This window comes from Luteolibacter yonseiensis, from assembly GCF_016595465.1.
Lineage (GTDB): Bacteria > Verrucomicrobiota > Verrucomicrobiia > Verrucomicrobiales > Akkermansiaceae > Luteolibacter > Luteolibacter yonseiensis.
Map to the genome: position 1 here is coordinate 264,603 of NZ_JAENIK010000009.1, position 26,929 is coordinate 291,531.

A 26,929-nucleotide genomic window follows, 5' to 3' on the forward strand; every position below is an offset into this window, starting at 1 on the left:
CGGTATCAATCCTCCATGTAGAGGATGCGTCCGCAGTCCTCGCACTGGGCGATTTCCTTGCCGGTCTGCACCTTCATGACGGTGGAGGCGATGAGGCGCATGTGGCATCCCTCGCATTTGCCATCCCGCAGCGGGGCGATGGCGAGGCCGGCCTTGGTTTTCATCAGGCGGGTGTAGAGGGGCAGCACGCTCACCGGCGCGTTGCCGACGAGCTTCTCGCGTTCGGCGGAGACTTCCTTGCGCTCGTCATCCATCCGCTCGTGGCGTTGCTTGATGACCGCGAGGTCCTCCTGCACCAGGGTCTTGGTTTGGTCCAGCGCGGCCTGGGCGGTCTTCAGGGCGGTGCGGAAGCCGTCGACCTCCTCCATCGCCTCGAGCTCCTTGGTTTCGAAATCATCGAGCTCGCGTTCGTAGCGGGTGATCTCGTGGCCCAGCGCGACGAATTCCTCGTTCTTGCGGGTCTCGAACTGCTGGAGCTTCAGCCGCTTGATCGTGGTCCGGCGGGTTTCGGCGTCGAGCTCGATCTTCTTCACCCGCAGTTCGCTGTCCAGAAGGGCCTGGTGCGCCTTCGCCACGGCGGATTCATCCCCGGCCAGCTTCGCCTTCGCGCGGGCTTCGTCCTGGGGGAGTTTTTCAAGATCCTTCGCGAGCGCCAGCAGGCGGCGGTCACGGTCCTGGAGAATCAACAGCGCGCGAACTTCATCTTGCATGCACGTTGGGTAAACGTCCGCGCGCGGCGGGGCAAGGATTGCTTGCAACGGTTGTCACTTCACTTGCGCCTGCTCCTTTTTCAGAAGCGCGTCCGCGGCGTAGATCCCCACCGCCAGCCAGATCAGGCCGAAGGAGACCAGCCGTCCGCCGGTCATCGGCTCGCCATACAATTTCCAGCCGATGAAGAACTGGAGCGTCGGCCCGAGGAACTGCAGGATGCCCAGCGTCGTCAGGCGGATGGTCCGCGTCGCGTGGCCGAAGAACAACAGCGGCAGCGCGGTGGCGAAGCCGGTGACGATCACCAGCCCGGCATGTGGCAGGCTGCCGCCGAACGCCTCGCCGGTGCTGCCGTGTTTGTGGAAAAGCCACACCAGCCCGATGGGGGCCAGCAGCACCGTCTCCGCCGCCAAGCCGACGAGCGATCCCAGCGGGGCGCGTTTTCTAACAACCGCATACAGCGAAAATGTCAGCGCCAGCACCACCGCGATCCACGGGAAATGCCCGACGGCGGGCACCTGCAGGGCCACCCCGCCGAGGGCCAGCGCGATGGCGGCCATCTGCCAGCGGCTGTTCGTGTCGCCGAACCAGAGCGCGCCGAAGAGCATGTTGAAAAACGGGTTCAGGTAGTAACCCAGCGCCGCCTCGATGATGTGGCCGTTGAGCGTCGCCCACACGTAAAGCAGCCAGTTGGACGCCAGCAACCCGCCGGACAGGAAATGCCAGCCGAGCACGCGGGGCGACTTCATGCCGGTGGCCAGCGCCCGGCCCTCGCCCTTCCACCACAGGATCGCCAGGACGATCAGCAGCGACCACACCGTGCGTTGCGCGACGATGGACGGCGGTGGCAGGAAATCCAGCAGCTTCCAGAAAATCGGCAGAATCCCCCATAGAAAAAACGCCGCCAGCGCGGCCAGGACTCCGGAACGGGTGCGATCCACGCGGGGAATCTGACCGACCTTGGCGTCGTGACAAAGTGAAATTTCACGCTCCATGGATTTGTGGTTTGAAATCGGGGATTTCCACCCATCCTCCGGCCATGTCCGCCAGCCGCCTGTCCATCCCGCAATACGCCATGGCCCTCGCCCACGTCGCCAGCCTGCGTTCGGAGGACCCCTACCGCAAGGTGGGCGCGGCGGCGCTGGATTTCGACAACCGGGTCATCGGCACCGCCTACAACGGCCTCGCCCCCGGCTACAATCCGCCGCCGGGTTTCTGGGACGACCGCGACAAGCGGCAGAAGTTCATGCTCCACGCGGAGGTGAACCTCTGCAGCCTTTTCCGCCGGGGTGAGGCGAAGATCGTCGCCACCACCACCATGCCCTGCACCGCCTGCATGCAGACTCTCTGCGCGTATGGCATCAAGGAGATTTACTACCGCGAGATCTACCACGTGTCCGACGCCCCGGAGATCGCGGCGCTCTATCAGGTGAAGCTGGAGCAGGTGTCCGAGTTTCCGATCTGTTAGAAGGCGGGGGGCGGAAAAAATCCGGTCCCGCGCGGGTGCTCCGACAGGGCCGGGCATCGGACAGCGCCTTCCGTCTGGATATTGATCCACATCTCCCGGTCGGAAAATCCCGATGATGTGGAACAGGTTCAGCACCAAAGGTGCGGAATGTGAAAGCCCGGGGTGGGCGCAGCGCAACCCCGGGTTGGGTTGTCCGGAATAACAAGTCCTGAAGGGACGCCATCCCTGGCGCGCACGCCTTGTCCGGTCACGTCCCTTCAGGACTTTGATGTTTGTGCCTCTCTTTTCCCGGGACGCTGTCCCGGGCTGTCCCATTCCGCACCGTTGGTGCTGAAGAGTTCCGGATCGAGGTCGGTTCGTGCCTCGGCGGTGGGATTCGGATGAGCACCGGCCTTCCGCCGGGAAGACTATTTCCCGTTGCGGAACCGGAGCTGGAAGAACCGCTGCGGAGGCTCGCCGGCGGCATCCGGCACGCGGACGGTGAGCTTCCTGCGTCCTCCGGCGGGGGTGGCTTCGGTGAGGATGCCGAGCGACTGCCATGCGGCGGGGCCTGACTTGGACGCGACGGTCCGCCAGCTTCCGGAGTCCATCGAAGGCGATTGCAGCAACTGGGCGACAACTCCGGGACGGAACGGTTCCGCCACGCTGAATTCGAGAACGGAATGGCCGATGCCTTCGGTGGTCTCGCGGCGGATCCTGAGTGGCGATCCGTCCGCATTCACGGCGGTGCCGGAGGTGCCGAGCGAGAACTCCACGAGATTGGAAACGCCATCGTGATCGGCGTCGTCGGCCGGACCCTGGCTGCCGGCAGGCAGCGAGGCGGCCCAGGTGGTGAAGGACGGGTTCGGCGACGAGGTGGCGGTATAAACGAGGACGAGGTCCTGCCCCCGCAGGGCGACCGAGAAATTTCCCGCGAGGCTGTTGGTGAAGCCCGCGGTGTTCACGGAGAACGCGGCGGGATCGAAGCCGGTGATGCCGCCGCTGGCCGTGCAGATTCTCCACGAGAAATCACCGTATCCGTTGAAGTCATGCACGGGGCCGGCCGCGCCGGAAAGGGTCAGCGACTGCAGGTCGATGAAAAACCGGTTGGCGGCGGTGGCGGTCAGTGCGAGCGCGCCGGAAATGTTCACGCTGTCGGAAACCCCTTCGCCACCGATCTCGAAACGGAGGTGGCCGTCGGGACCCCATGTCTGGTTGCCGGTCATCGTGATCGACCCGAGTCCGTTGCCCGGAGCGAGCGCGGAGCTGGCGTCGATCGTGAGCGGCTTGGCGATGTGTCCGCCGCCGCTGACGACCACGCTGCCGGAGCGGGTCAGGGCACCGGAGCCGTCGAGCAGTCCGTTGACGGTGAGGTTTCCACCCGTGAGCGTCAGGGGGCCGTTGGCGGTGAAGGTCGCGCCCTGGCTGACGGAAATCCAGTTTCCTCCCGTGATGCCGGTCCCCGCTTCCGAGACCAGCCTGCCTTCTTCCACGCTTGTCCGGTGTTTGTAGGCCTTGTTGGTTCCGGCGAAGGTCACGGTGCCCGCTCCGGTCTTGCGGAGCGAGTGAGGGGTGGGGGCGTGGTTGATGGTATCGCCGCCGGTGAACGCGCCGGTGAAGCGCACCTTGTCGGTCGCCAGCGGGGTTTCCAACGAGAAGTCCCCCGTCGGAGTCTCGGTCCCGAAGATCCCCAGCTCGGTGCCGTCGTGCAGGGTGATGGCGGAGGAGCAGGTGCTGCCCGCGCCGGTCCCGGTGAAGGTCAGCAGCTTGGGATTCGAGCCGCCGGTGAAGTTGATGGGGCGGTCGAAGACGCGCTCGCCCTTCACGACGAGGCGGCTCGGCCGGGTTTCCCCCGGGATTTCATAAGGGGTGCTGCCGAGCTCCACCCGGACGCCGCTGACGCCGAGAGTGCCCGTGCTCTCCAGCACGAGTTCCCCGAGATAGATGTAGGTGACGTCCAGCTCGGTCGGGCCGGGCGCGCCATAGAAACTTTTCCCGGAAATCGTCAGCTGGCCGCCGGAGACGAACAACGCGCCGGCGAAGGAGTTGTCCGCCGCGAGCTTCAGGTTTCCGTCACCCCGCTTTTCAAAGCCGGTGGCACCGGTGAACCCGGTGGCCGGCGGGGCGGAGGTGAAGGGTTGGTTGAGCGATACCGTCACGTTCGCACCCACATCGAAGTAGTTGAAGGCGGTCATGCGGACGGGAACATTGAAGGCGATGGTCTTGGGCGTCGCGCTGGTGGCGGACTGGAGGCCGGTTCCGAGTTCCAGGGGAGTCGTGCCCTGCAGGGTGAAATCGCCCGGTAGCTGGGTTTTCAAAAGACCGACCTTGCGGGTGGTGCTGCCGAGATCGAGGGACGTGCCGCCCCTCAGTTCGATGTTCGCTCCGTTCTTCGGCGGAGAGGTGCCGCCCGCGACATCCCGCCAGTTCGACGCCTGGTTCCAGGACGCGCCGTTGGTGCCCAGGAAAATCCGTTTGGCGGGCAGCCCCTTGTCGCGGACATAGGCGTCCGCGGTGTCGAGGAGGCATTCCTGGACGCTGCAGCTCGAGCCCGCGGCCTTCCAGACGATCTGGTAGCTGCGGATGCCGAGGCTGGAGACATCCCACTCCGCCGCCGCGCGGGTGGTGAAGGTGAAGCCGGCGTGCGACGCGAACGCCTCGCGCTCGATGATGAGGTCCGTCGCGGGGATCTCCGTGGTGTTTCCGTTTTTGACATATCTCAGGCGCAGCGTGTCCATGTCCACGTCCCGGCCCTGGTTCTGGAACTGGAAAACCACGGTGCCGGCGTTGTAGGCCAGCGAGTCGTCCAGGGTGTAGGAAACGAGTTCGGCGAAACTATAGATGTTTCCGGTATATCCCGGCCCGATGATGAAGGCCGAGCTGGCGTGCTGGCGGATGGAGGGATTGTCCAGGTGGAAGATCGTGCGCGGGAGCGTGGGGTTCGGATTGGTGGGCATCGGCCCGGTGAAGCCGCTGGCGACCGCCTCCGCGTGGCTCTGCGTGTCCCAGACGTATTCCCCGTTGAAGGCGCCCACATACACATACTTGTCTCCGATCTTCGCGACATCGCCGACCGGGCCGATCTCATCGGAACCGACCTTGTAGACCTTGTAGCCGTTGGGTGCCGCCTTATCCGGGTAATTGCGGTTCTGGGAAAGGGTGCCCTTCTGGTCGTGCGGGGTGTAGAACATGTCCCAGCGCGAGTATTCCCAGTTGTTATACTCGGGTTGGCTGGTGCTGAAGTCCGGAATCACATAACGGGGGCGCAGCAGCTGCGCGGAGGCGTGCTGGCATCCCAGGGAAGCCGTGAGCGAGACAAGGGAGATTCTGAAGAAAGGGGTCATGTCGTTTTTCGTGAAGCTCTGTCAGCGGTCCCTGCGTCCTCCTCCTCCGGGAAGCGTGGTGATGGGGCGGCGGGCGCGGTCGTTGTCGCGGGCGGCGTCGTTGTTCCAGTGGCGCATGTCGGTGAGTTCCTCGGGTCCGAGGGTGCCCACGCTGCCGTCGAGGAAGCCCACCACCGCCTTGCCGTTGTGCCGGAGGTCGATGTTTCCCCAGCTTGATGGCCGCGCGGGGTCGTAGTTCTCCGCCCAGTCCCCGCCCGGAGTGATGGGAGGGGTCACCATGTGGAATCCCGGAGCGATGCCTTCGATTCCCTCGTGCGAAAGCCGGGCGGACGCGAACGCGATGGTCTTGTCCGCGGAGAAGGCCTCGCTCATCCGGCGGATGGCTCCTTCGATGGGTTCCTTCGAACCCAGCTCCACGTAACCACCGACATTGTAAACATTCATTCCCAGCGAGGGCATGAGGCTGAGCAGATAGGTGTCCTTTTTTTCAAGGGTGTATTTCAGGCTGCGGTCGATCACCGTGTTGCCTTCGAACTTGTAACCGAAATAGGGTGCCAGACGCCATGGATAGCGGTGGGCCGCCTCGCCATGCACCGCCCCGCCGCGGAAGCCGGAGCCTCCCGTCGGCAGGGAGTTGATGGTGGTGTCGTAGCCAAAGGGCAGGCGTCCGTTGTTTTCATCGGCGGCCATGATCAGCGCGGCGGTCATCGTCCGGGCCGCCCCGATCTCCATGACGGTCGTGCCCGATTTCCTGAACCGGGTGGTCAGGTTGACGCAGATCACCCCGATGACGGCGATGATGCAGAGTGTCACCAGTGTTTCGGTCAGGGTGAAACCCCGCGGTGACGGGAAGGTGTCCGGCTTGCGGGTGGGGCCTGCGGGCGGGCGTTGGTTTGTGAACATGGCTTTGGAAAATAGATATAGGTTGTAAGGCATAAGTCGTCCGTTGGCGTGAAACACGTGGTTCCACGCCAACGGCATATCCGGACTGACGGGATGGTTATTTCCTGCGGCGCAGCAGGAACAGGAAGCCGATGCCGCCGAGCAGCACGGCGGATGGCTCGGGAACCGCCACGGGAAGGATCGCGCCGGAGGCCGCCACGTCATCCTGCTGGAGGCTGACCCCATAGAGCTGGGCGTGTTGCACGCCCGTCCACGAGACGCTGAAACTCTCCACATCTCCCGCGATTTCCGAGAAATCGAACCACATGGCGTAGGAGTTGATATAGAGTGGTTCGGTTCCCGTCGGCATCTCGATGGTGCCGTTGTCCAGCTTGTGATAGTTGGAGGATGCCGCCGCGGCCAATGTGTGGAGAGTCACATCCCCGACGAGCGTGTAACTCATGACAGGGAGGACGTGGTTATGAAAATCATAGGTCGCCGCCTCTCCGATCTGGATCTGGAAAAGCACGGTTTGCAGGTTGTCCAATGGCGAGGCGTTGCTGAGGGACAGGGTCCCGCCGTTGAGGTTCGGGGTGCCGCTGAAGCCCCCGTAATAGACGGATCCGCTGGCCGCATACGGGCCGCCGCCCACGCCGTTCGAGACCTTCACCAGTTTCGTATTCGACTCATTTGAACCGGGTTGTGAGTTCTGCGGAGCCCACATGGTGGTGCCCGGAAAACTTCCCGTGCCGGCAAGTCCGTTGGGGTTGGCGGTGGCATGCCAGCCGTTCATCGTGTTCCAGATGGCGAACGTGCTGTTCGCGCCCAGCCCGCTGATGGGACCGAGGGTGACACCCCCCATGGTGGTTGCCGCACCGGCGGATGACACGGCGCACAACGGCAGGAGCAGATAAAGATATTTATGTTTCATGTCGGCGCGGATCATGGCACCCCGGCAAGAACATTGCTCACGGTCTATTGCGCGAAAGTAGCGGGCTATTGCATGGTGGTTGTATGTTTTCTAACATATATAACAGGGTTTGCGGACCCGTGATCCGGAAGGGTGGATGCCGTGGATATTTCTATAATATCTTATCAATGAGCCGGGGACGGCGGGCGGGAGTCGTCCGGCCGGGCGATCTCCGGAGGCGCGGACCGCGACCGGCCCGGCGGTGACGGAGGGATGATGCCGGTTTCCGAAAACAAGGTGACGGATGTAAACTGCGGATGGACCGTCTGACAAAAAATCGTTGCCGAAACCCGTACGGCGATGCTTGTCCCAAACGCTGTCCGGAGTTCGCGCTTCAGCGTGCTCTTTCACCTTCGCCGGAACGTTCGGGAAACACGCGGAAGCCGTCCGGAGTGGTTCTGTCGCTACAAGGAACGTCCCGTGCCGGCTGCGACAGGAAGGTCGCCATCCCGGATACCGTCCTAAATCCACGCCCGTTCGCATTTCATCCCCGTCCGGCCGTTCGGAATAGCACGCTGAAGCGCGAACTCCGGGCGGCGGTCTGGTGAAGCATCGCCGCACGGATTCCGGCTGCGACAGGAAGGTCGCCATCCCGGATACCGTCCTAAATCCACGCCGTTTGCATTTCATCCCCGTCCGGCCATTCGGAAGAGCACGCTAAAGCGCGAACTCCGGGCGGCGCTTTGGTGAAGCATCACCGCACGGATTCCGGCTGCGACAGGAAGGTTGCCATCCCGGAAACCGTCCTAAATCCACGCCGTTTGCATTTCATCCCCGTCCGGCCATTCGGAAGAGCACGCTGAAGCGCGAACTCCGGGCGGCGCTTTGGAGAAACATCGCCGCCCGGGTTCCGGCTGCGACAGGAAGGTCGCCATTCCGGATACCGTCCTAAATCCACGCCGTTTGCATTTCATCCCCGTCCGGCCATTCGGAAGAGCACGCTGAAGCGCGAACTCCGGGCGGCGGTCTGGAGAAACATCGCCGCCCGGGTTCCGGAGGTGGTTTTTGTCAAACCGCCCCGCTGATCCTTCCGCTCGCCCAGGTCAGCTTTTTCACCAGTTCGTCCCGGAGCACGGGCTTGGCGATGAAGTCATCCATTCCGGCCTCCATGCAGGCGGCCCGTTCCTCTGCCATGGCACCGGCGGTCAGCGCGATCACCAGCGTGTCCCGGTTGAGCGCGCCGGCGGCTCCCTTGCGGAGCTGTCTCGTCGCCTCGTGGCCGTCCATGTCCGGCATCTGCACGTCCATCATGACGAGGTCGAATTCCTCCTCCCGCAGTTTTTCGAGCACCAGCGCGGCGGCCTTGAAAGGGGCCGCCTCGTACCCGAGTGAGCGCAGCATCGCGATCATGAACTTGAGGTTCACCCCGTTGTCATCGACGACGGCGATTCTCAATGGATGGGTGCCCGCGAAGGACCGCCCGTCTCCGTGCGGTGGCTCCGGTGTTTTTTCCAAGGGAGAATTTTTCCGCAGGCAGAGCGCGAGGGCCGCCGCGAAGGGCTGGTTGCGGATCGGTTTCAGGATGACCGACGCGAACAATCCGTCGGGAACCGTGGCGGTGTCCGGCTCGGCGGAGGCCACCAGGATCATGGGCAAGCCGGTGGTGCCTTCGTTTTCCCTGATCCTGCGGCCCAGGGCAATGCCGTCCTCGCCGGGCATCATGTAGTCGAGGATGGCGAGGTCGAAGCATTTGGAATCCAGCACGCGCAGCGCCTGCTCCGCCGAGGCGGCCGCGGTCATCTCCGCTCCATACTTGGCGAGGATCCGCTCCAGCAGCCGCTGGTTGGCAGACAGGTCGTCCACCACGAGGAAATGTTTCCCCCGCAGCGCGGCTCCGATCTCCTCATCCTTCGCCGAGGAGCGCGACGCGAGCTCTCCCGTCACGTCCGCCGCCTCCGCCTCGATGGTGAAGTGGAAGTCGCTGCCTTCGCCCGCCACGCTGGTCACGGCGATTTCCCCGCCCATCAGGGAAACCAGCCGCTGCGAGATGGCGAGGCCGAGGCCGGTGCCGCCATAGTTGCGGGAGTCGGAAACCTCGACCTGCGAGAACGCCTTGAACAACCTGTCCTGGCGGTTCGGCGGGATGCCGATGCCGGTGTCCCGGACGTGGAATTCCAGATTCCCGCACCTGCCTTCTCCTGAAACGGTGGTGACCGAAATCTCCACGTGCCCCTTCGCGGTGAACTTGACCGCGTTTCCCGCCAGGTTGAGCAGGATCTGCCGGAGCCGGGCCCCGTCGGCGAGGATCCCTTCCGGGATGGCCGGATCGATCCCGTAGACCAGCTCCAGGTGTTTCACGCGGGCCTGCGGCGCGAGCAGTTCCAGCACGTCCTCGATCAGCAGTCTCAGGGCGACGGGGCGGAGTTCCAGCTCGGCCCGCCCCGCCTCCAGTTTGGAGAAATCCAGGATGTCATTGATGATGACAAGGAGGGATTCGCCGGATGTCAGGATGGTGCGCGCGTAATCCCGCTGCTGGTCGTCCAGCGGTGTGTCGGCGATGAGTTGGGCGAATCCGATCACCCCGTTCAAGGGGGTGCGGATCTCGTGGCTCATCATCGCGAGGAACTGGCTCTTCGCACGGACCGCCTCTTCCGCGTTCTCACGGGCGGTGACGAGTTCGGTGATGTTCGTTTCGATGGCCACGAACTCGACAGGCCGTCCCTGCCGGTCGAGGAATGGGAAAATGGTGGCGTCCAGCCAGATCAACCGGCCGCTTCGGGTGCGGCGGCACAGGTTTCCGTTCCACACCCGCCCGCCCTCCACTTGCGACCACACGGATGAGGAAAAATCCCGGTCCTCGTCCAGCGGCGTGCGGATGGGGATGTAGGACTGCTGTTCCAGCTCCTCCTTCGGATATTCCGAGAGCTCGCACGACCTCTCGTTCGCCATGATGATGCGGTGCGCGAGATCGATGGAAAAAACGGCGCAATGCCCGTAAAGGGCGGCCTGCGTCTGCCGGAGCCGGCGTGTGGTGTCGTCCGCCTCGCGGCGCGCCTCCTCCGCATCCCGCTGGTGGCGGGCGGCCTCGTCCACCATCGACCGGATCACCGGCAGGATGAGCAACCGGAAATAGCACCATGCCAGCGGCAGCAGCACGAGCATGACGACCCCCGCGATGCCGATGGCGTGGTTGCGGCGGGAGACCGCCTCGGAAATCTGGTCGGCCACGAGGATGTCGAGATGATGGATGGAAGCGTCCCAACCGGTGACGGCGGATTCGAAGGCGGCGTCCAGCACCTCGTCGAACTGCCGGGGATCTCCGGCGATTGCTTTTTCCTCCTCGTACGGCCGCAGCGAGACCGCCAGCTGCCGCAGGCTCAGCAGCAGTTTTTCCGCCTGCGTCGGGAACTCGTCCTGGAACGACTTCAAGGTCTTGGAGGAGCGCAGGTCCGCCCTGAGGGCTGCATCCATGCTCCGGCTGAGGCGCTTGATGTCATCCTGCTCCAACTGGTGGGCGAAGACGGCGGCGACCTCGCGGCTGGACGCATCCCAACCCTTCGTTTTCAAATTGTGCGCGAGGCTTTCGTGCATGTGCAGGAGGCGGTCCACATGTGTCGGCAGGCCCACCGCGACGATGTCGGTGAGCGCGCTGATCTCGTCCTCCGCTCCCGAGCTGAGGCCGCTCTGGTCGCTGACCTCGAAAATTTTCTGGTGGAGGTGCTCGGTCAGCTTGCGCAGGGCCGCGGTGCGGTCCTTCGATCCGGCGTCGGTATTCTTCACCCCCTCCCAGAGAGCTCCCGCGTCGGCCTTTTGTTCCGGGGCGGAACCCGCGGGCTGGATGATGGATGACGCCTGGATGTTCCCGGTCACCGACATCTGGTCCATCGCCTCCAGGGCCTCCTCCAGCTCGCGCATCATCGCCTCGTCCTCGCCGTCCTCCGTCCACGTCAGGCGCACGGCCTGCTGCAGCACGCCCACGGCGTGGCGCACATGGCCCAGCCCGGCCCGCTCCCGCTCCGCGAGGGCGATTTCCCGGTGCAGGCCGGTCGAGAGGAAATACAGGGCGAGCCCCATCAGCGGGGTGACGCATGCTCCCAGCAGCAGGGCGACGTGTATCGACAGGAGCCGGCGGTTCCGCGCCGCTTGCGAGGCCGCGCCCGGTTTTTCGGTTTTGGGGGAATCCATCGGGTCGGTCATGAAGATGCTTGGCTCCAGGCTGCGGAGGAGATTTTCCGGACCTTCCGCACCTGAAGCTTTTGGGATGATTTGATTCAGTCCTCAACGTTCTGGTTGTCAATTTTTTTAAAGCGAGGCGGGCCCGGCGGCCGACAATACGCTCGACCCGCTTTCCCTCCTGTCGCAGCGTGGTGCCGTGGATGATCCGATGAAAATTCCGACCGACCCTATGAATCCGCCGGCCGGAGGGTGGAGCATCGCCTCCGCAGATGACGCGTCGGCGCCGGGATGTGATCTCGTCCGCCAGTGGCTCCGTGAACACAACCATGCGGCCAATCCGGTGTTCATGCGGCAGCTCGGACAGCCGGAGCACGAGGCCAGGCCGCTGGTCCTGACTGTCGTCGCGGATGGCCGCGAGGTGGGCGGACTGATTGCCGAGACCCGGCTGGCGTGGCTGCGTATCTCGATCATGGCCGTGGCTCCGGAGTGGCGCTCCCGGGGGCTCGGCTCGGCATTGCTTGAGGAAGCCGTGCGACGGGCGGTCGAGAGAGGGTGCGTCCACGCCTACGTTGATACGATGGATTACCAGGCACCGGGCTTCTACCTGGCACACGGCTTTGCCATCGTCGGTGAGATTCCTGACTGGGATTCATCCGGTCATGGCAAGTTCTTCCTCACCAAGCGTCTCCGGTAGCCGGGCCCGGTGCCCGGGGAATCGTTCATCCCGGCCACGCCAGCGCCGGGAAATCCACCTGGTGTTCCCGGGCGGTCACGTTGGATTCCGTCACCGACAAATGGTTCCCATGGATTGCGAAGACCGGTGAGCGTCGGCATGGTGAAGGTTTCGCTGGTCAAGAGGGCCGTGTTTTCTTTCCGTATGGCACGCCCATGCGAATCGTCCTTGCCGAACCCGCCGACGCCCCAGCGGTGATGGATCTCATCACCCTCTGCATGGAGGAACTGCTGTCGCAAGGCATCCACCAGTGGGATCACATCTACCCGGACATTTCATTCGTCGAGGCGGACGCCCGCGCCGGGACGCTCCATCTCATCCGTGAGAACGGCGTCTGCGTCGGCTGCGTTTCACTGGATGACGAACAACCGGACGCCTATGCCGCAATGCCGTGGAAATGTTCCACCGGCCGCGCCATGGTGATGCACCGCCTGGCCGTGCGTCCGGACCGGCAAGGCCGGGGCATCGGCAGGATGCTGATGGACCACGCGGAAGCGCATGCCCGCCAAAGCGGATTTTCCTGCATCCGCCTGGACACCTACACAGGGAACCCGCGCGCCCTCTCCATGTACGCGCGCAGGGGATACGAACCGGTCGGCCAGGTCTGGTTTCCCCGGCGCGAGCTTGCGTTCGATTGCATGGAGCTGGTTTTGAAATGAACTTAGAACCTCCGGGTTCTGAGCCAAAGCTGTAACCGATAGGAGCTGCTGGGGCCCTCGGTCGGCCGGATCGTTAGATGGCGCTGAGAGTTATTTCCGGCCCGAATAGACGCAAGGGGCTCACCACGCCGCGCAGGTGAAATCTTCGTAGGTGTGTTTTGACCGTCCCCAACCTGGCAGAGTCAAAAAATCAGAATTTAATTGCAATTTGCAATGTTTTAGGGCAGCTAGTTTTTAATCCGGTCGAAATCCTGTTGCCATGTGTACCTCCACCTCCTGTCAAACCAAACCCCGTGGCTCGGCGGGAATCCTGCATCTGGAGCTTGTGACCCGCATGACCGACCAACGGTTGTACTGCCGTTCGAGGCAGGAGGATCTGGCTGCCGGTAGTGTCCGCATTCTCTCCGATGTGACGAGGAAGCTGCTGATGGAGGAATCGGAAGACGGGAAATTCACCCGGGCCGCGAGAAGATTGCTCGAGGGAATTTTGCAGCCCCATCTCGTCCGCTGGCAAGACTGGGCGGACAACGGAGCAACTCCGTCCGGCGGGGAAGGCGAGCAGGCCATCAGGTTCCGGGACGAGTGGTCCCGCCGGAGGTTCAGGGCCGAGCTTCGGGAGCTGCAACCCCGCTTGCTGGGAGCCTCGGAGACGTTTGAGGAACTTTCCAGAGGGGGGAGTCCGGATCCCGTCCTGCTGAATTTCACCAAAGGGTCACAAACCTATTATCTGCTGAACGGGGAAATCGAAAAGCTATGGAAAAAAACCGGATTCCCAAACATGCCGCTGGAATCAGTCATCCGACCCCAGGTCGCTCTCTACGGGGTCGAAAAGGAAGGACGGGACGCGAAGAATCCCATCTCGGACAAGATGCATGAGAGCGAGCGGAAAAGCATCCTGAGAAGACGCGCGGCCATGCAGGGGAGCGACGTGATGCCGCAGGCCGGTTCCGGGAATTCCGAATTGTATGACGCCTTCGGCCTCGCCCTTTCCGGAGGAGGCATCCGCTCGGCCACCTTTTGTCTCGGTGTAGTCCAGTCCCTGCACAAGAGGGGGCTGTTCCGCAAGGTGGACTACCTGTCCACCGTCTCCGGCGGAGGATACCTCGGCACGTTCCTCACCAGTTATCTCGGTCATCAGCTTGTCGACGAGAAAGGCGACTCCATTCCGAACGTCGACCCGACAAAAGTGATTGATGATGTTCTGGGGCCTTCCTACGGAAGTCCGGGAGCGGGGAAGAAAGTAGGTCCCACCACCGCTGCGGAGACTCCTCCTCTCCGGCACCTGCGCAACAACAGCAAGTATCTCCTGAACGGAGGCAATAAGGCTTTGCTGAAAATCGGGGCGGTTTTCCTCAACGGTGTCTTCGCCGCTTTTCTCATGCTTCTGTCGCTTCCCGTGCTCGTGGCGCTGGGACTGAGGTTCGTGGAACTTTTTAGCAGTCCCGCGATAGGCCGTTGGACGGCCGATCTCCTTCCTGATCGGATGCTCGGATTCTTCGATCATCTGTCAGATGGGTTCGCCACCACGTTCACGCCCGCCATCTTCCAGCAGCCCGGCGGATTCCATCTCGCTGTCATGCTGGGACTGTGCATCTTTTTCCTCCTGCTCCGCCCCTTCGCCCAGCGGCTTGCGGAAGGGAAAAAATGGAAGTCGGGATGGGTGCAGTCCCGGAAATTCATCGAACTCGGCGGAAACCTGCTGATTCTGGTGGTGCTGGTGATCTCCGCCATGTGCGCCTTCTACCTTTGGGTGCCACAATATGCAGAATTGGTGACCTCCCCCTTCTCGTCATGGGCACCCTCTTCTCTTGGTGCCACCCATATCGAATGGGTGGCAGGAGTCATCTCCGCCATCATGCCGACCATCCTCGGACTTCTCGCCAGACGGAGAAACGGAACCCAGCGCAAGTGGGCCAAAATGCTCTTCCTGCTGACCGGGCCGCTCTTTTTCCTGACGACCTTAACAATCATCGCGAGGCATATGGGGGTGGGAGGGGTGGAGGCGGCCCATCAGGGAGAGTGGATCATCGGTGGGTTGGGGCTGTTGGCCTGGGTTTTCCTGGCCCTGAATGTCAACACGTTCGCCCTGCACCGTTACTACCGGGAGCGCCTTTGCGAATGCTATCTGGCGGTGCCGGCGGACAGCGAGGTCGGAATCGTCCAGCAGAAACTGGACAACCTTACCTACGGAGCATGCCAGGATGTCTGCCCGTCCCCGGTCGTTGTCGGCACCAGGAAATATTCAAGACTGTCGGAAATCGGGCTGGGGCCCGCCGCTCCCTATCATCTGATCAACGCGACGTTGAACGCGCCGGCGAGCCGCAACCCGGAACTGCGCGGACGCAACGGGGACTTCTTCGTCTTCAGCCGGGAATACTGTGGCAGCCCCCTCACCGGCTACATTACCACCGAGGCCATGGAGACGGAGGATCCGGGCATCGATCTCGGAACCGCCATGGCCATCTCCGGAGCCGCGGCTTCCACCAACATGGGTTCGAAGACCATGCGAGAGTACCGCTTCCTGATGACCCTGTTCAACATCCGGCTCGGTTATTGGATGCGCCGTCCGGGCCTCGTCCGCAGCAAATGGCGGAGGACCGCCCTCGCCCTCTTCAGGGGGCCTGGGCCGGTATATTTTTTCCGTGAGATGCTGGGCCTCATCCATCAAGGGCACGGATATGTCAATTTGTCCGATGGTGGACACATCGAAAATCTCGGCGCCTACGAACTGCTGCGCCGCCAGTGCAGGTTCATCGTCTGCGTTGACGCGGGCATGGAGCCCGGCATGGAGTGCGCGGACCTCATGCGGCTGCAGCGTTTGGCCGAGATCGACTTCGGCATCAACATGCGTTTCGACCTCAGCGACCTCACCCCGCTGCCTTCCAAATACAGCCGTGCGTATGGAACGCTCGTGAAGATCGACTACGCGCCGGAAGAAGCGCCCGACGGGTGTGAGACGTCTGACAAACTCGGGTGGATGCTCTACCTGAAGCTCGCCATGACGGGTACCGAACCTCGGCACGTCCTCGACTACCATCGCCAGAATCCGGAGTTTCCCCATCAGACGACCAAGGACCAGTTTTATGATGAGGCCCAGTTCGAGTCCTACCGGTCCCTCGGCCATTGCGCCGCCTCGAATCTCTTCCGGAAGGAAGTCATCGGCTCGGAAAACATGGGCAAGGACATGGCGGTCCACAAGTGGTTCGAATGCCTCGCGACGAGCCTGTTGTCCGACAACGACGAAGTGTTCCGGTAGACGCGGCATCGCGATTGGTTGGAAAGAGGAGTTGGTGCCGGACCCGGATGGTGATCCTTGTCTATTCTCAAATCCGGCTCCTCCGCAACAAAAACAGCTTGAGCGGGACCGGATCACGTTTCCATGTGCCGTGCCGGCAATTCAAACCGAGATCGACAATCGATCCGGTGGATTAATTTTTTAACGGGCTAATTATTTTCGATCATTGGTTTCGAAATAGTTGGGTGATATTTCATCCTGAATTGTGCCGAATTGATAATTTGACAGAATAGGCAGTTCTGGGGCGGAATACAGATTCTGCATTTCCTCATCCAGCGCTTTCCCTGTTCATCATTTATGAAACCGAGAACCTTCAAATACCTCCCGGCGGCGTCTCTCTGCCTGTTGTCCGCCGTCGGACCATCGGCATCCGCCGCGGTAATCCCGTTTGTCGATGGAATCACCTTTGGTTCCGGTGGTCAAAACGTGATGTACCCTTGGGTGAGCGGCACTCGTGCCAACGTCACCTTCGAGAATTACGCCGGAGGAATAAGTTTTTACTCTTCGCTTCCCGAAACCAGTCATGGAGCCAATGATGGCGGGTTCAACTTTTACGGCACGCCTTTCAACATTTTGTTGGGTTCCGATTTGGAGTACCAGGGAGTGTTCAGCATATGGGATGTTGCGTCCTACAGCAATGGCGCGGGATATTATCCGGTTTTCAAGATCGATACGGCGGCTGACACCGCCGCCTTCAGGGACGTGAACGTGTCGATCACCAACGGCTCGCTGAGCGTTACGGGAGGTCTGAATCTCACGGCGACGTCAGGCAACGGCATTTCCGTGAACGGAAGTTCCATCTTCACGATCGATGGCACGGGCAAGGTCGTCTATGCCAGCGGCAGGCCGGTTTCGATCTCGTCCACCACTCCATCCTCCTCGTCCACCACGGGAGCTCTCGTCGTCTCGGGCGGGATCGGCGTGCTCAAGGATTCGTTCATCAATGGCATCAGGATCGGCAAGGGGGAGGGCTCCAACGGCAACAACACGGCTTTCGGCATCGATGTCCTGCTGAACAACACCACCGGCTTCAGCAACACGGCGATGGGAGCGACGGCCATGAGGGCGAACACGACCGGCTACAACAACACCGCGGTGGGACTGAACTCCCTTTTTCAGAATACCTCCGGAGCCAGCAACACGTCCATGGGGTCCTATTCCATGTATGCGAACGTCACGGGTATGTCCAATACCGCCTCGGGCGTCAGTTCGCTGCAATCGAACACCGGAGGATCCAACAACTCGGCGTTTGGGGATCATTCGCTGTATTTGAACACCACCGGCTATAACAACACCGGCGTGGGCGCGTATTCTCTCAACACCAACTCCACCGGCAACAACAATACCGCGGTAGGCTTCCAGACCCTCTATTACAACACCACGGGCAGCGGCAACGTCGGGAACGGATACCAGAACCTTTTCCTGAACACCACGGGCTCCCAGAACACCGCGGCGGGTTCCCAGGCCCTTTATTACAACACCACGGGGTTTAACAACACCGGCACCGGGAGCGGAGCCCTCTACAACAACACCACGGGTGCGGAAAACTCAGCCCACGGTTTCCAGTCCCTCTTCCTCAACACCACGGGTGCCAACAACACGGCTGGCGGAACCTGGGCCCTTCGCGGCAACACCACCGGTTATCAAAATACCGCGGCGGGCGCGCGGTCCCTCTACTCGAACACCACCGGCGCCAACAACACCGCCAGCGGATACAAGGCCCTTCAGGGCAACACCACCGGTTCCAGCAACACCGCCGTGGGAAGCCTTTCCCTCACCGCCAGCACCGCTGCGATCGCCAATACCGCGATGGGAACTCTCGCCCTCTCCCTCGCGACAGGCAGCAACAATACCGCCGTCGGTACGAACACCCTTTCGGAAGGTATTGAAATCCACTACAACACAGCAGTGGGTAACGGCTCCTTGCGCAAGAACACGGCCAACAACAACGCCGCTCTGGGCAATGGTTCGCTCTCCGAAAATACCACCGGAACCTTCAACACGGGCCTTGGCACGAATGCCTTGTATGCCAATGTCAACGGTTGGAACAATGTCGGCGTCGGTACTTCCGCCGGTTATTCCAAGTCATCCGGGAGCGGCAATGTTTTCGTGGGAGCGTCTGCCGGCCAATACCAGGGAGCGACAGGTACGACAGCCCTCACGGCCACCACCAACAGCGTTTACATCGGCTATGAGTCGAGGGCCTACAACAACTCGGATAACAACTCCATCGTCATCGGGGCGAACGCCGTTGGCGCGGGTGCGAACACCACCGTGATCGGGAACGCGGCCACCACCCACACCCACCTCAAGGGCAGGACCATGTCGCCTTCGCTGGAAGTGGCGGGCGTGGCGGAGTTCAAGGGGCAGGTCGTCATCACGACGCCGCAGGGGGACATCCCCATGTTCACCGGTTATTGATTCCGTGCCGTACCGCACGACCGCACCCGTGAGTCCGCCAATGTGACCATCTGAAACGTTTCAAAACCAATGTTCCGCAACCTTTCTCCCCTCGCGTTCCTGCTGACGCTATGCTCTTCATCGACGGCCGCCCCACCCGCGTGGTGGGCGGCGCGCGGGGCGATCAATGGCAGCACCATCAACGACAACGCGCCGGTCCTGCAAGGCCAGCTCAAACACTTCGTGACCAAGGCGGTTGCGGAGATGAACGGGCGCTTGCCCGGTGGCGCGGGGCCGGAGCTCAACGGGATGGTCGGCGGCTGGGTCGCGGCACATCCCAGCTCCGGCGATCAGGCTGTGATGCTCACCGGCCAGTTGAAGGCGGTCGCGAAACCGATCTATGAAAGATTGGTCGAAGTCCGCTACCTGGACGTTCCTCCGGCCTGGCTGCCTGCCGCCGCAGGTCCCGGCGACAACCAGCTCGCCAACATCGGCCAATTGAAAACGGTCTTCAATTTCGACCTCACCGCACCTGTCAACACACTGCCGGAGTGGTGGCAGAGATATTATTTCAATTGGCAGGTGGGGATCGATCCGCTTGCGGACCATGATGGCGACGGACTGAGCAACTATCAGGAATACCTGGATCACAGTCCGCCGAATGACCACCTCGCGGACATCGACGGCGACGGCATGCCGGATGCCTGGGAGTTGCTCCATGGCTTGATCGTGGGATCCTGGGATGGCAATGGCGACGCTGATGAGGACGGGATCTGGAACTATCAAGAGTATCAATTGGGCTCGGATCCCCAAAGTCCGTCAACCGGCGGCGTTCCCGATGTCAGCCGCGATAGTGATTCAGACGGCATGCCCGACCGGTGGGAGGTGTCCTATGGGAAGTTCTCCTATGATTCGGGCTTGGGCACCTATAAGTTTACCAAGACCCTCGATTGGAATATCGACGATTCGACCCTGGATTTCGATAACGATGGCCTGGCCAATCTCGCCGAATATGCGGCCGGCACCCATCCGGCCCTTTTTGATTCCGACAGTGACGACCTTCCGGATGGTTGGGAGGTCTTGAACGGCCTTAATCCGAATTCTTCCTACGGGGAGGAAGGAGAGGATGGCGGTTATGGTGATTTCGAAGGGGATGGGGTGGTCAACAAGGCCGAATACATCCTGAACTTCGATCCGAACTCTCCATTGACCGGGGGGGTCCCGGACCACACGAAGGACAGCGATTCAGATGGAATGCCGGATCATTGGGAAGCCACGTTCGCCGAAGCCCATTATGATGCGGTTCTCGGGCACAATGTTTTTGTCCGCACCCTCAACTGGCAGGTCAATGACGCGGCGGTGGATTTCGACAATGATGGCGCCACGAATCTGGCGGAATACGCGGCCCACACGGATCCCACCGATTACGATTCGGATGGCGACGCACTGCCGGACGGTTGGGAGATCGCGAATGGACTTGATCCCAATTCATACTATGGTCAAAGCGGAGAGGATGGCGGATCCGGAGATTTCGATGGTGACGGTGTGATCAACCAGGTGGAATACCTGCTGGGCACCAATCCCCGATCCCCGGCCGGCAACGTGGCGGACTTCACGAGGGACGGCGATTCGGACGGGATGCCGGACCGTTGGGAGGCACTGTATGTCAAAGAAGAGTATGATTCGAATCTCCAGCACTATGTTTTCATCCGGACTGTCGACTGGCAGGTCAATGACGCGGCCTTGGATTTCGATCAGGACGGACTGACCAATCTGCAGGAATATCAGAATGATACGAATCCCGCCGATTATGACACGGATGGCGACTTTTTGCCAGATAGCTGGGAGTTGACCCATCAAATGGATCCGAATTCCGCGACCGGCGGTGAAGGCCGACGCGGTGACAGGGACCTGGATGGTATTGAAAACCAATACGAATACCTGCTTGGATCCGATCCCAACAATCGCGTGACAGGAGGAGTTCTGGATGCGAACAGGGATCGGGACGGAGACGGAATGCCGGACGCGTGGGAGGTTCTCTGGGGAGCGTGGGGTTGGCATTCCGAAACAAACCACCGCCTCTACAACCGGTCCACGGACTGGGAGACAGCGGATGCTGCGATCGATATTGAAGGAGACGGCCTCACCAATATTCAGGAATACCGGTACGGAACAAATCCGACGACCGAATATACCGATTATGACAGTCTTCCGGATAATTGGGAAATTCTCAATGGACTCAATCCCAATTCCGAAGATGGAGGTGAAGGAGGGTTGGGCGATCCTGACAATGATGGCTACACGAATCAACAGGAGTATGACAACGGAACCAATCCACATTTCGCGGAAGATACGGATGGCGATGGAATGCCGGATGGTTGGGAGATCAGACATGGCTTGGACAAGGATGACGATTCCGACAGCGGAACCGACCTCGAGCCCGACGCGCTGGTCAATCTGATTGAATATCTGGTGGGAACGGATCCCAATGTTTCCGACTCGGACGATGACGGGATTCCCGACGGTCTCGAAGATTTTGATGGAGATGGATTGTCGAACGCGCATGAGCAGACGTACCAGACAAATCCGGCTCTGCGGGACTCGGATGCCGACGGCATTTCCGACTACGATGAAATATCCGTGCACGGGACCAACCCCCTTGCCGCCGACACGAACGGTGACGGACTCAGCGACCTCCAGGCGATCCAACAAGGTGTGAGTGCGACGGCGACCGATACCGATCTGGATGGCCTGACGAATGCCCAGGAAGCACTGCTCGGCACGAATCCCCTCAAGACCGACAGCGATGGAGACGGACGCGATGACGCTCTGGATGCCTACCCGTTGAATGCGATGTTCACCGACCCGATCACTTCGAACCCCGCCGACACCACCGCTCCGCTCATCACGATTGAGGAACCGCTGAACGCGGTGAAGCAATGAGGCAAGTGCTTCGAAACCATTTTCAAAATTCAAGAATACAGAAATGACGACTCATAAAAAGAACGCCGGAGGATCACTGGGAAGAAAGGCGATCGCACTTATTTTGATTGCCGCTGTGGTAGGCGGATTCTTACTCAGGAGGGCGGAAGATGGCGATTCCGGACAAACAGCGGATCATAATCCATCCGGAGGGAAAAAGGAAGCGGTCTCTCCATCGGCCGCTCCGGATACTGAAGCCTCCAAGGCGGACAACTTCCAGCCTGTGCCAAATGTGAACGGAGTCATCCCGGCTCCCGCCGCGGTGAAGGCGTCCGAAAAGGAGGAACTGGAGTGGACGGCCAACGCCCGGCCCACCGATCACACCAGCTTGCTGTTGTTGGATCTTTCCCGGATCCCGTCCGAAAAAGACCTGAGAATGGCCGGACAACTCGGTGAGGAGCTCATCCCCACCAGGTCGGCGGAGCCTTCGCAAATCGAGGATCTGGCACTGCGTTCCAAGCAGGAACAGGACAATCTCTCCTTCGGGAAGGCCATCCAGGACTGGAATCTCCACAATTACGAAAAGGCGTGCGAACTGTTCAACGAGCACCTGAAGGCGTTTCCGGAAAGCGCGTGGGCGGCGGAGGCGGAGTTGCATCTGGGTTGTTACGCGCAATACAACGGCCGCTTTGACGAGGCGAAGGTTTGGTTCGAGGCTTCGGAAGGGCGAAGTCCGAAAGGGCACTCGATGCATGCCAAGTCCACCCTCCGTCTCGGAGCGCTGGCGATGGAGAGCGGGAGTCTTCAGGAGGCAACCCTGAAATTCACCTCATTGCGCGCGACCTCCGACACCTCGTCACATGGGACCTACGCATCCTACTGGATCACCCGCCTCAGCCTGATGAAGGATAACTCGACATCAATGCGGGATTGCGCGCAGAAATCTCTCGCGGAAATTTGTTCGCTCCTGGAGAAGCCGGAGGCCGCCGCACGGTTGCGCGCGATGGAGAACACCCGGCCGGAAGGTTTCAGCCTGCAGGAGATCGAAGACCTTGCGAAAGAGCAGGGGTTGACGGCGAGGACCATCATCACCACCGCGCCACATGCGGCGGACCTGCCCGTTCCATTCATCGCCCACTACGGCTTGGGGGAACAACTGCATTTCGTCGCGGTTCTTTCCCACGCTGAAAACGGGAAGATGAGAATCTATGACTCCCGGACGGGCGGTGTGACCGATGCGGACGAGACTTATTTCAAACGCCAGTGGTCAGGCTATGCGACGCTGTTCGCGGAGGTGCCCGATGTCGAGGGCATCCTCCTGGCGAGCGCCGAAAGCAAGCGGACGGTTGTTGGCGGCTGCTGCGGCTATCCGAAAATGCCGGATGACCTTGTCTGCGGCATAGGTGAGAATGCCGGGGGATGCGGCCCGTGCAGCAGGGGGATGCCAAGCTGGAGTGTCAATCCGGTGAACATGAATCTGACCATCAACGACACCCCGATGTGGTGGGACGCTCCCTACGGGCCCTCCGTCAACATGAGCCTGACTTATAATAGCCTGGACTCCCTTGCTACGATACGTCCCTTCGGAGACAAATGGACCTTCGCCTATTCGGCCTACGCGATGCAGGATCCTTCCGGCGCGGTCTTGATCATGTATGGGAACGGTTACAACGAACGCTACACCCGGAACGCTGATCTAACTTTCACCCCGGAAGCCAGGAACGCCCAGAGCAAGCTGACCAAAACAGGGAATTTCACGTTCGTGGTGGAGGATGGAAACGGAACAAAGCATACCTTCTCCGTGTCGAAAACGATGGCGGGAGCCAGCGCCGCCAGCCTGTTGACCTCCATCGTGGACAAATACGGCACCGCCGTCAATATCGCGCACAACGGCCAGGGCGCGGTAACTGCCATCACTCATTCCGCCGGTGGCACCTGGAATCTGTATTACAACGCGGCGGGCAAGGTTCGCCGGATAACCGATCCCTTCTCGCGCGAGGCGACCTTCACCTATGATTCCAACAACCGCCTCACCGGTCAGACGGATCAGGGAGGAGTGGCCTACGGCTACGGCTACACCACCGCGGCCAGGGTGAGGGAGCGGGATCCGCTCTACCCCGATTTCGGCCATACGTTGGAATACGTGGAGCGGACCAACGAGCTTTTCATCAACGCCCTGAACCTGCCCACCGGAACGTACCTCTTCGACACGGAACCCGCGGATGGCATCAACAACATGGGGCTTCAGTATGCGGATTATGCTTATCCACCTCATGGCGGAAAGATGTGGGAGAATTACCGGATCACCGTGACGGATCCGATGGCGCAAAAAGAGGAGTATTACTTCGACGGGGCTTCGAAGAAAGGCTGGCACCGAAGCAAACGCCATTTCAAGATGGGGCAGAAGCCGGACAGCGGCGAGCCACACAAGCTGTATGAATTCGCACTGGCGGGCGGCAGGGGGCAAATCAAAAAAACCAGGTATCCGGGCGGCGGACAGTCCGTTTCCGACGGCCACGATTCCTCGGGCCGCGCCGCTTCCGTCACGGGGGCCGATGGCCAGGTCACGAAGTACACCTACAATACCATGGGTAATGTCACCATCCGTCAGGAAGGTGAGGACGGCGATTTGAATAAAATCATCTACACCACCACCTATGCCGCGAATGGAATCGATCCGACATCGGAGACGCGCACTGTCGGGGGCGTCGTCATCACGCTTTCACAGATCACCTACAACTCCAGCCGTGATGTGCAGTCTCAAACCAATTCTTTCGGAGTGACCACCGCTTTCACGCGGAATTCCAAAGGCCAGCTTTTGACGGAGACCCACCCTTTGGTCGGTTTGACAGAAAGGATCTACGACACAAACGGTCGATTGTATCAGGTGAAGAACACCGCGCCCGGGCAGACGGTTGCGAAGGTGAAGGCTACGTGTGGCTATGACGGCGTGGGCAGGGTCGTTTCCGAAATGGACGAGGAGGGCCACCTGTTGAATTACGAGTATGATCTTCTCAACCGCCTGGTGAAAACCATTTATCCGGACACCACCTACACGCAGAGCAATTATTCATGCTGCACACTCACGAGCCAGCGCGCGCGTGATGGTTCGGTCACCCAATACACCTACGACGCGCTCAAGCGGCTCGTAAATGAAATCAAACCCGGGGGGGAATCGATCACGAGACATTACGATCAGGAGGACAATATGACCGTTCTCAATTTCGGACGTGGGGAGGGAGTTTCATGGAGCTATGATGCCGCGAACAGGGTTACCGCGAAATTTTACCCGGATGGAAAAAAACTCACTTACGGTTATGACGCGCAAACAGGGCAGATGACCTGGTCAAGGGACTCCCAGAACCGGGAAACAACCTATGGTTATGACGCGAAGGGGCGGATCGTCATCGAATCCGTGTCAGGTCGTCCCATTCAGAAATACACCTACGACGCGGTCGGCTTGAGAATCAAATGGGAGGATGGCACCGCCATCAACACCTACTCCTACGATCCTCATGATCGCATCGTCTCGTCGGATGGTCCGCTGGACCACGATACCTTCACCTATCAATATGATTCATACGGACGGAAGACGTCGTTCACCTATGATGGCGCGGAGGAGAGCTACACATATGATAATCTTGGCAGGATCGCCACGATCACCAATCCTCTCGGAACCTTTGCCAATGTTTACGACGGTGAAACCGGAAAGGTCAGCGAATTCAGCTACCCTTTGTCAGGAATGAAGACCGTGTATCAGCGGCTCCCTGTCGCGCAAGGGGGCCTTCTCGGCTCCATTACCCACCACGCGGCCACCATCGCCGGTGGCGGAGTGCTGGCCAGCTATCAGTATGGCTATAACTCAGCGGATCAGATCACCACCTGGCAGCAAACCCAGCCCGGTATCTCTCCGAGACAATGGAACATCGGTTATGACGCGCGGAGACAGGTTGCCGCCATTACCGAACAGCCGCTGGTCGGCACGCCGCCAATCCTTCAGAAAGTCTGGCGTTACCGTTACGACGCCTCCGGCAATCGTATCGCGGCGCAGGAAAACAATCAGGTGAATACGGCGGCCTACAACAACCTCAACCAACTGGTCTCGTTGAAATCAGGAGGTAGCACCTGGTTCCGCGGAAAGGTCAACGAGCCGGCCCAGGTCACGTTTGCCGGGAAGGCGGCGACGATCGGAGCGGACGGCTCTTTCGAAGCGTTGGTGGAAACCGGACCGGGCACCCAGGACGTGGCCGTACAAGCGAAGGACCAGGCCGGGAACATCAGATCCGAAACCTGGCGCGTCAGCAATGGAAGCGCGGTGGATGTGGTGCCGACGTATGACGCGGAAGGCAACAACCTCACGGATGGCAGGTACAGCTACACCTGGGATGTGTCCCAAAGGATGACCGGCGTGTCGACCGCACAGGACAATTGGACGTTTACCTACGACGGTGCCCGCCGCCGCACCAGTGAGGCGAAGAACGGGGTATCGCAACGCCGCTGGGTCTGGAACGGAACCCAGATGTTCGAAGAGCGGCTTGCGAACGGGGTCAAGCACCGCTTCTGGACGGGAGGAATCCAGATCGTCAATTCGTCGGGACAGGCCGCGGGCAAACGCTATATTGTCAAGGACCACCTGGGCAGCACGCGTGCCGTGGTCGACGGGACGACAGGCGTTGCCACCGCCAGCTATGATTATGCGCCGTGGGGCAGGCGGTCAAGGGTGCAAGGGACTGAAGACTGGGGCCTGGGGTATACCGGCCATTGGCAGCATGAAAGCGGCCTGTCACTTTCCGTCTATCGCGCTTATGATCCGGATCGTGGAAGGTGGGCCAGCCGTGATCCGATTCAGGAGGACGGCGGCCTGAACCTCACCGCGTATTGTGACAATGACGTGATCAACAAGGCCGATGTGCTTGGCCTGGCCCCCGCGACAGGCCGCTGGTTTGACAGCGACGGAAAGGTGCATTCGTCGAAGTGCATGATCATCGTTTACGTCGGACACAATGGAGAGGTCCCGCAGAGTGGAAATATCGTCGATTCCGACTGTTCGGCAAGTGTGGTCATTTCATGTGGACAATCGGGAGGGGACAATGATCCCGCGAGGCCGGATACCGTTCCCGATCTTCCCCCCATCCCGAGAGGAGGAGAAAAGATCAGTGAGTATGATCTGTCCGGCCTTATCAAAAAGGTGGTCGCCGCATCGGAAAAACATGCGAAGACGATTTGTATGAATAAAACCTGCTGTTGCAAGTGGGTGACAATCGTGGTTCGCTACGTTTCAGATCTTCCGGCGACTATGGGGAATCAAAAAGGTACGGAACAAGGCAGATATCCGGTCAAATGTCCATAATGCAGAAATGAACGGCCGAATCCTACCACTGGTTGCTTCCTGGATACTTGCTTTCGCCACTTTGGCGGCGAACTGGGTGATGTCCGACGGAGTAAGAGCAATT

Annotated in this window: 13 protein-coding genes; 7 read left to right on the forward strand and 6 right to left on the reverse strand. The window is 60.7% G+C overall.

All coding sequences use genetic code 11. The annotated features are described in order from the left end of the window. Positions 1-5: 5 nt before the first annotated feature. Positions 6-710 (reverse strand): zinc ribbon domain-containing protein, encoded by a 705-nt coding sequence (locus tag JIN84_RS08710; protein ID WP_200350652.1) that lies wholly within the window; start codon positions 708-710, stop codon positions 6-8. Between the two features lie 54 nt (positions 711-764). After that, positions 765-1,703, reverse strand: a complete 939-nt coding sequence (rarD, locus tag JIN84_RS08715) for an EamA family transporter RarD (protein WP_200350653.1) — start codon at positions 1,701-1,703, stop codon at positions 765-767. 44 nt (positions 1,704-1,747) lie between these two features. Between rarD and JIN84_RS08720 the strand changes: the two genes are divergently transcribed. After that, positions 1,748-2,176 carry a deoxycytidylate deaminase gene (locus tag JIN84_RS08720; protein WP_200350654.1) on the forward strand — a complete coding sequence of 143 codons (429 nt, stop codon included), beginning with the start codon at positions 1,748-1,750 and terminating at the stop codon, positions 2,174-2,176. 407 nt (positions 2,177-2,583) lie between these two features. Here the strand turns inward: JIN84_RS08720 and JIN84_RS08725 are convergent, their stop codons facing one another. The 4 genes from JIN84_RS08725 to JIN84_RS08740 form a co-directional block, all read right to left on the reverse strand. After that, complete coding sequence (locus tag JIN84_RS08725) at positions 2,584-5,499, reverse strand: autotransporter-associated beta strand repeat-containing protein (protein WP_200350655.1); 2,916 nt, start codon at positions 5,497-5,499, stop codon at positions 2,584-2,586. 21 nt (positions 5,500-5,520) lie between these two features. Next, positions 5,521-6,402 carry a type II secretion system protein gene (locus JIN84_RS08730; protein ID WP_200350656.1) on the reverse strand — a complete coding sequence of 294 codons (882 nt, stop codon included), beginning with the start codon at positions 6,400-6,402 and terminating at the stop codon, positions 5,521-5,523. 97 nt (positions 6,403-6,499) lie between these two features. Then, the gene (locus JIN84_RS08735; protein ID WP_200350657.1) at positions 6,500-7,312 is read right to left on the reverse strand and encodes a PEP-CTERM sorting domain-containing protein; all 813 of its coding nucleotides are present in this window, start codon (positions 7,310-7,312) and stop codon (positions 6,500-6,502) included. A gap of 1,047 nt (positions 7,313-8,359) precedes the next feature. Next, positions 8,360-11,488 (reverse strand): hybrid sensor histidine kinase/response regulator, encoded by a 3,129-nt coding sequence (locus tag JIN84_RS08740; protein WP_200350658.1) that lies wholly within the window; start codon positions 11,486-11,488, stop codon positions 8,360-8,362. Positions 11,489-11,696: 208 nt separating this feature from the next. On the opposite strand from JIN84_RS08740, the gene JIN84_RS08745 reads away from it, so the two are divergent. The 6 genes from JIN84_RS08745 (at position 11,697) to JIN84_RS08770 (ending at position 26,826) form a co-directional block, all read left to right on the forward strand. Continuing rightward, positions 11,697-12,161, forward strand: a complete 465-nt coding sequence (locus tag JIN84_RS08745) for a GNAT family N-acetyltransferase (protein ID WP_200350659.1) — start codon at positions 11,697-11,699, stop codon at positions 12,159-12,161. 194 nt (positions 12,162-12,355) lie between these two features. Beyond that, on the forward strand, positions 12,356-12,859 hold the full coding sequence (locus JIN84_RS08750) for a GNAT family N-acetyltransferase (protein ID WP_200350660.1): 504 nt from the start codon (positions 12,356-12,358) through the stop codon (positions 12,857-12,859). 259 nt (positions 12,860-13,118) lie between these two features. Continuing rightward, positions 13,119-16,115, forward strand: coding sequence for a hypothetical protein (locus JIN84_RS08755; RefSeq protein ID WP_200350661.1), 2,997 nt, complete (start codon positions 13,119-13,121; stop codon positions 16,113-16,115). A 336-nt stretch (positions 16,116-16,451) separates the two neighbouring features. Next, complete coding sequence (locus JIN84_RS08760) at positions 16,452-18,575, forward strand: beta strand repeat-containing protein (RefSeq protein ID WP_200350662.1); 2,124 nt, start codon at positions 16,452-16,454, stop codon at positions 18,573-18,575. A 69-nt stretch (positions 18,576-18,644) separates the two neighbouring features. After that, positions 18,645-21,497, forward strand: coding sequence for a hypothetical protein (locus tag JIN84_RS08765; RefSeq protein WP_200350663.1), 2,853 nt, complete (start codon positions 18,645-18,647; stop codon positions 21,495-21,497). Positions 21,498-21,540: 43 nt separating this feature from the next. After that, positions 21,541-26,826 (forward strand): RHS repeat-associated core domain-containing protein, encoded by a 5,286-nt coding sequence (locus tag JIN84_RS08770; RefSeq protein WP_200350664.1) that lies wholly within the window; start codon positions 21,541-21,543, stop codon positions 26,824-26,826. Positions 26,827-26,929: the final 103 nt, after the last annotated feature.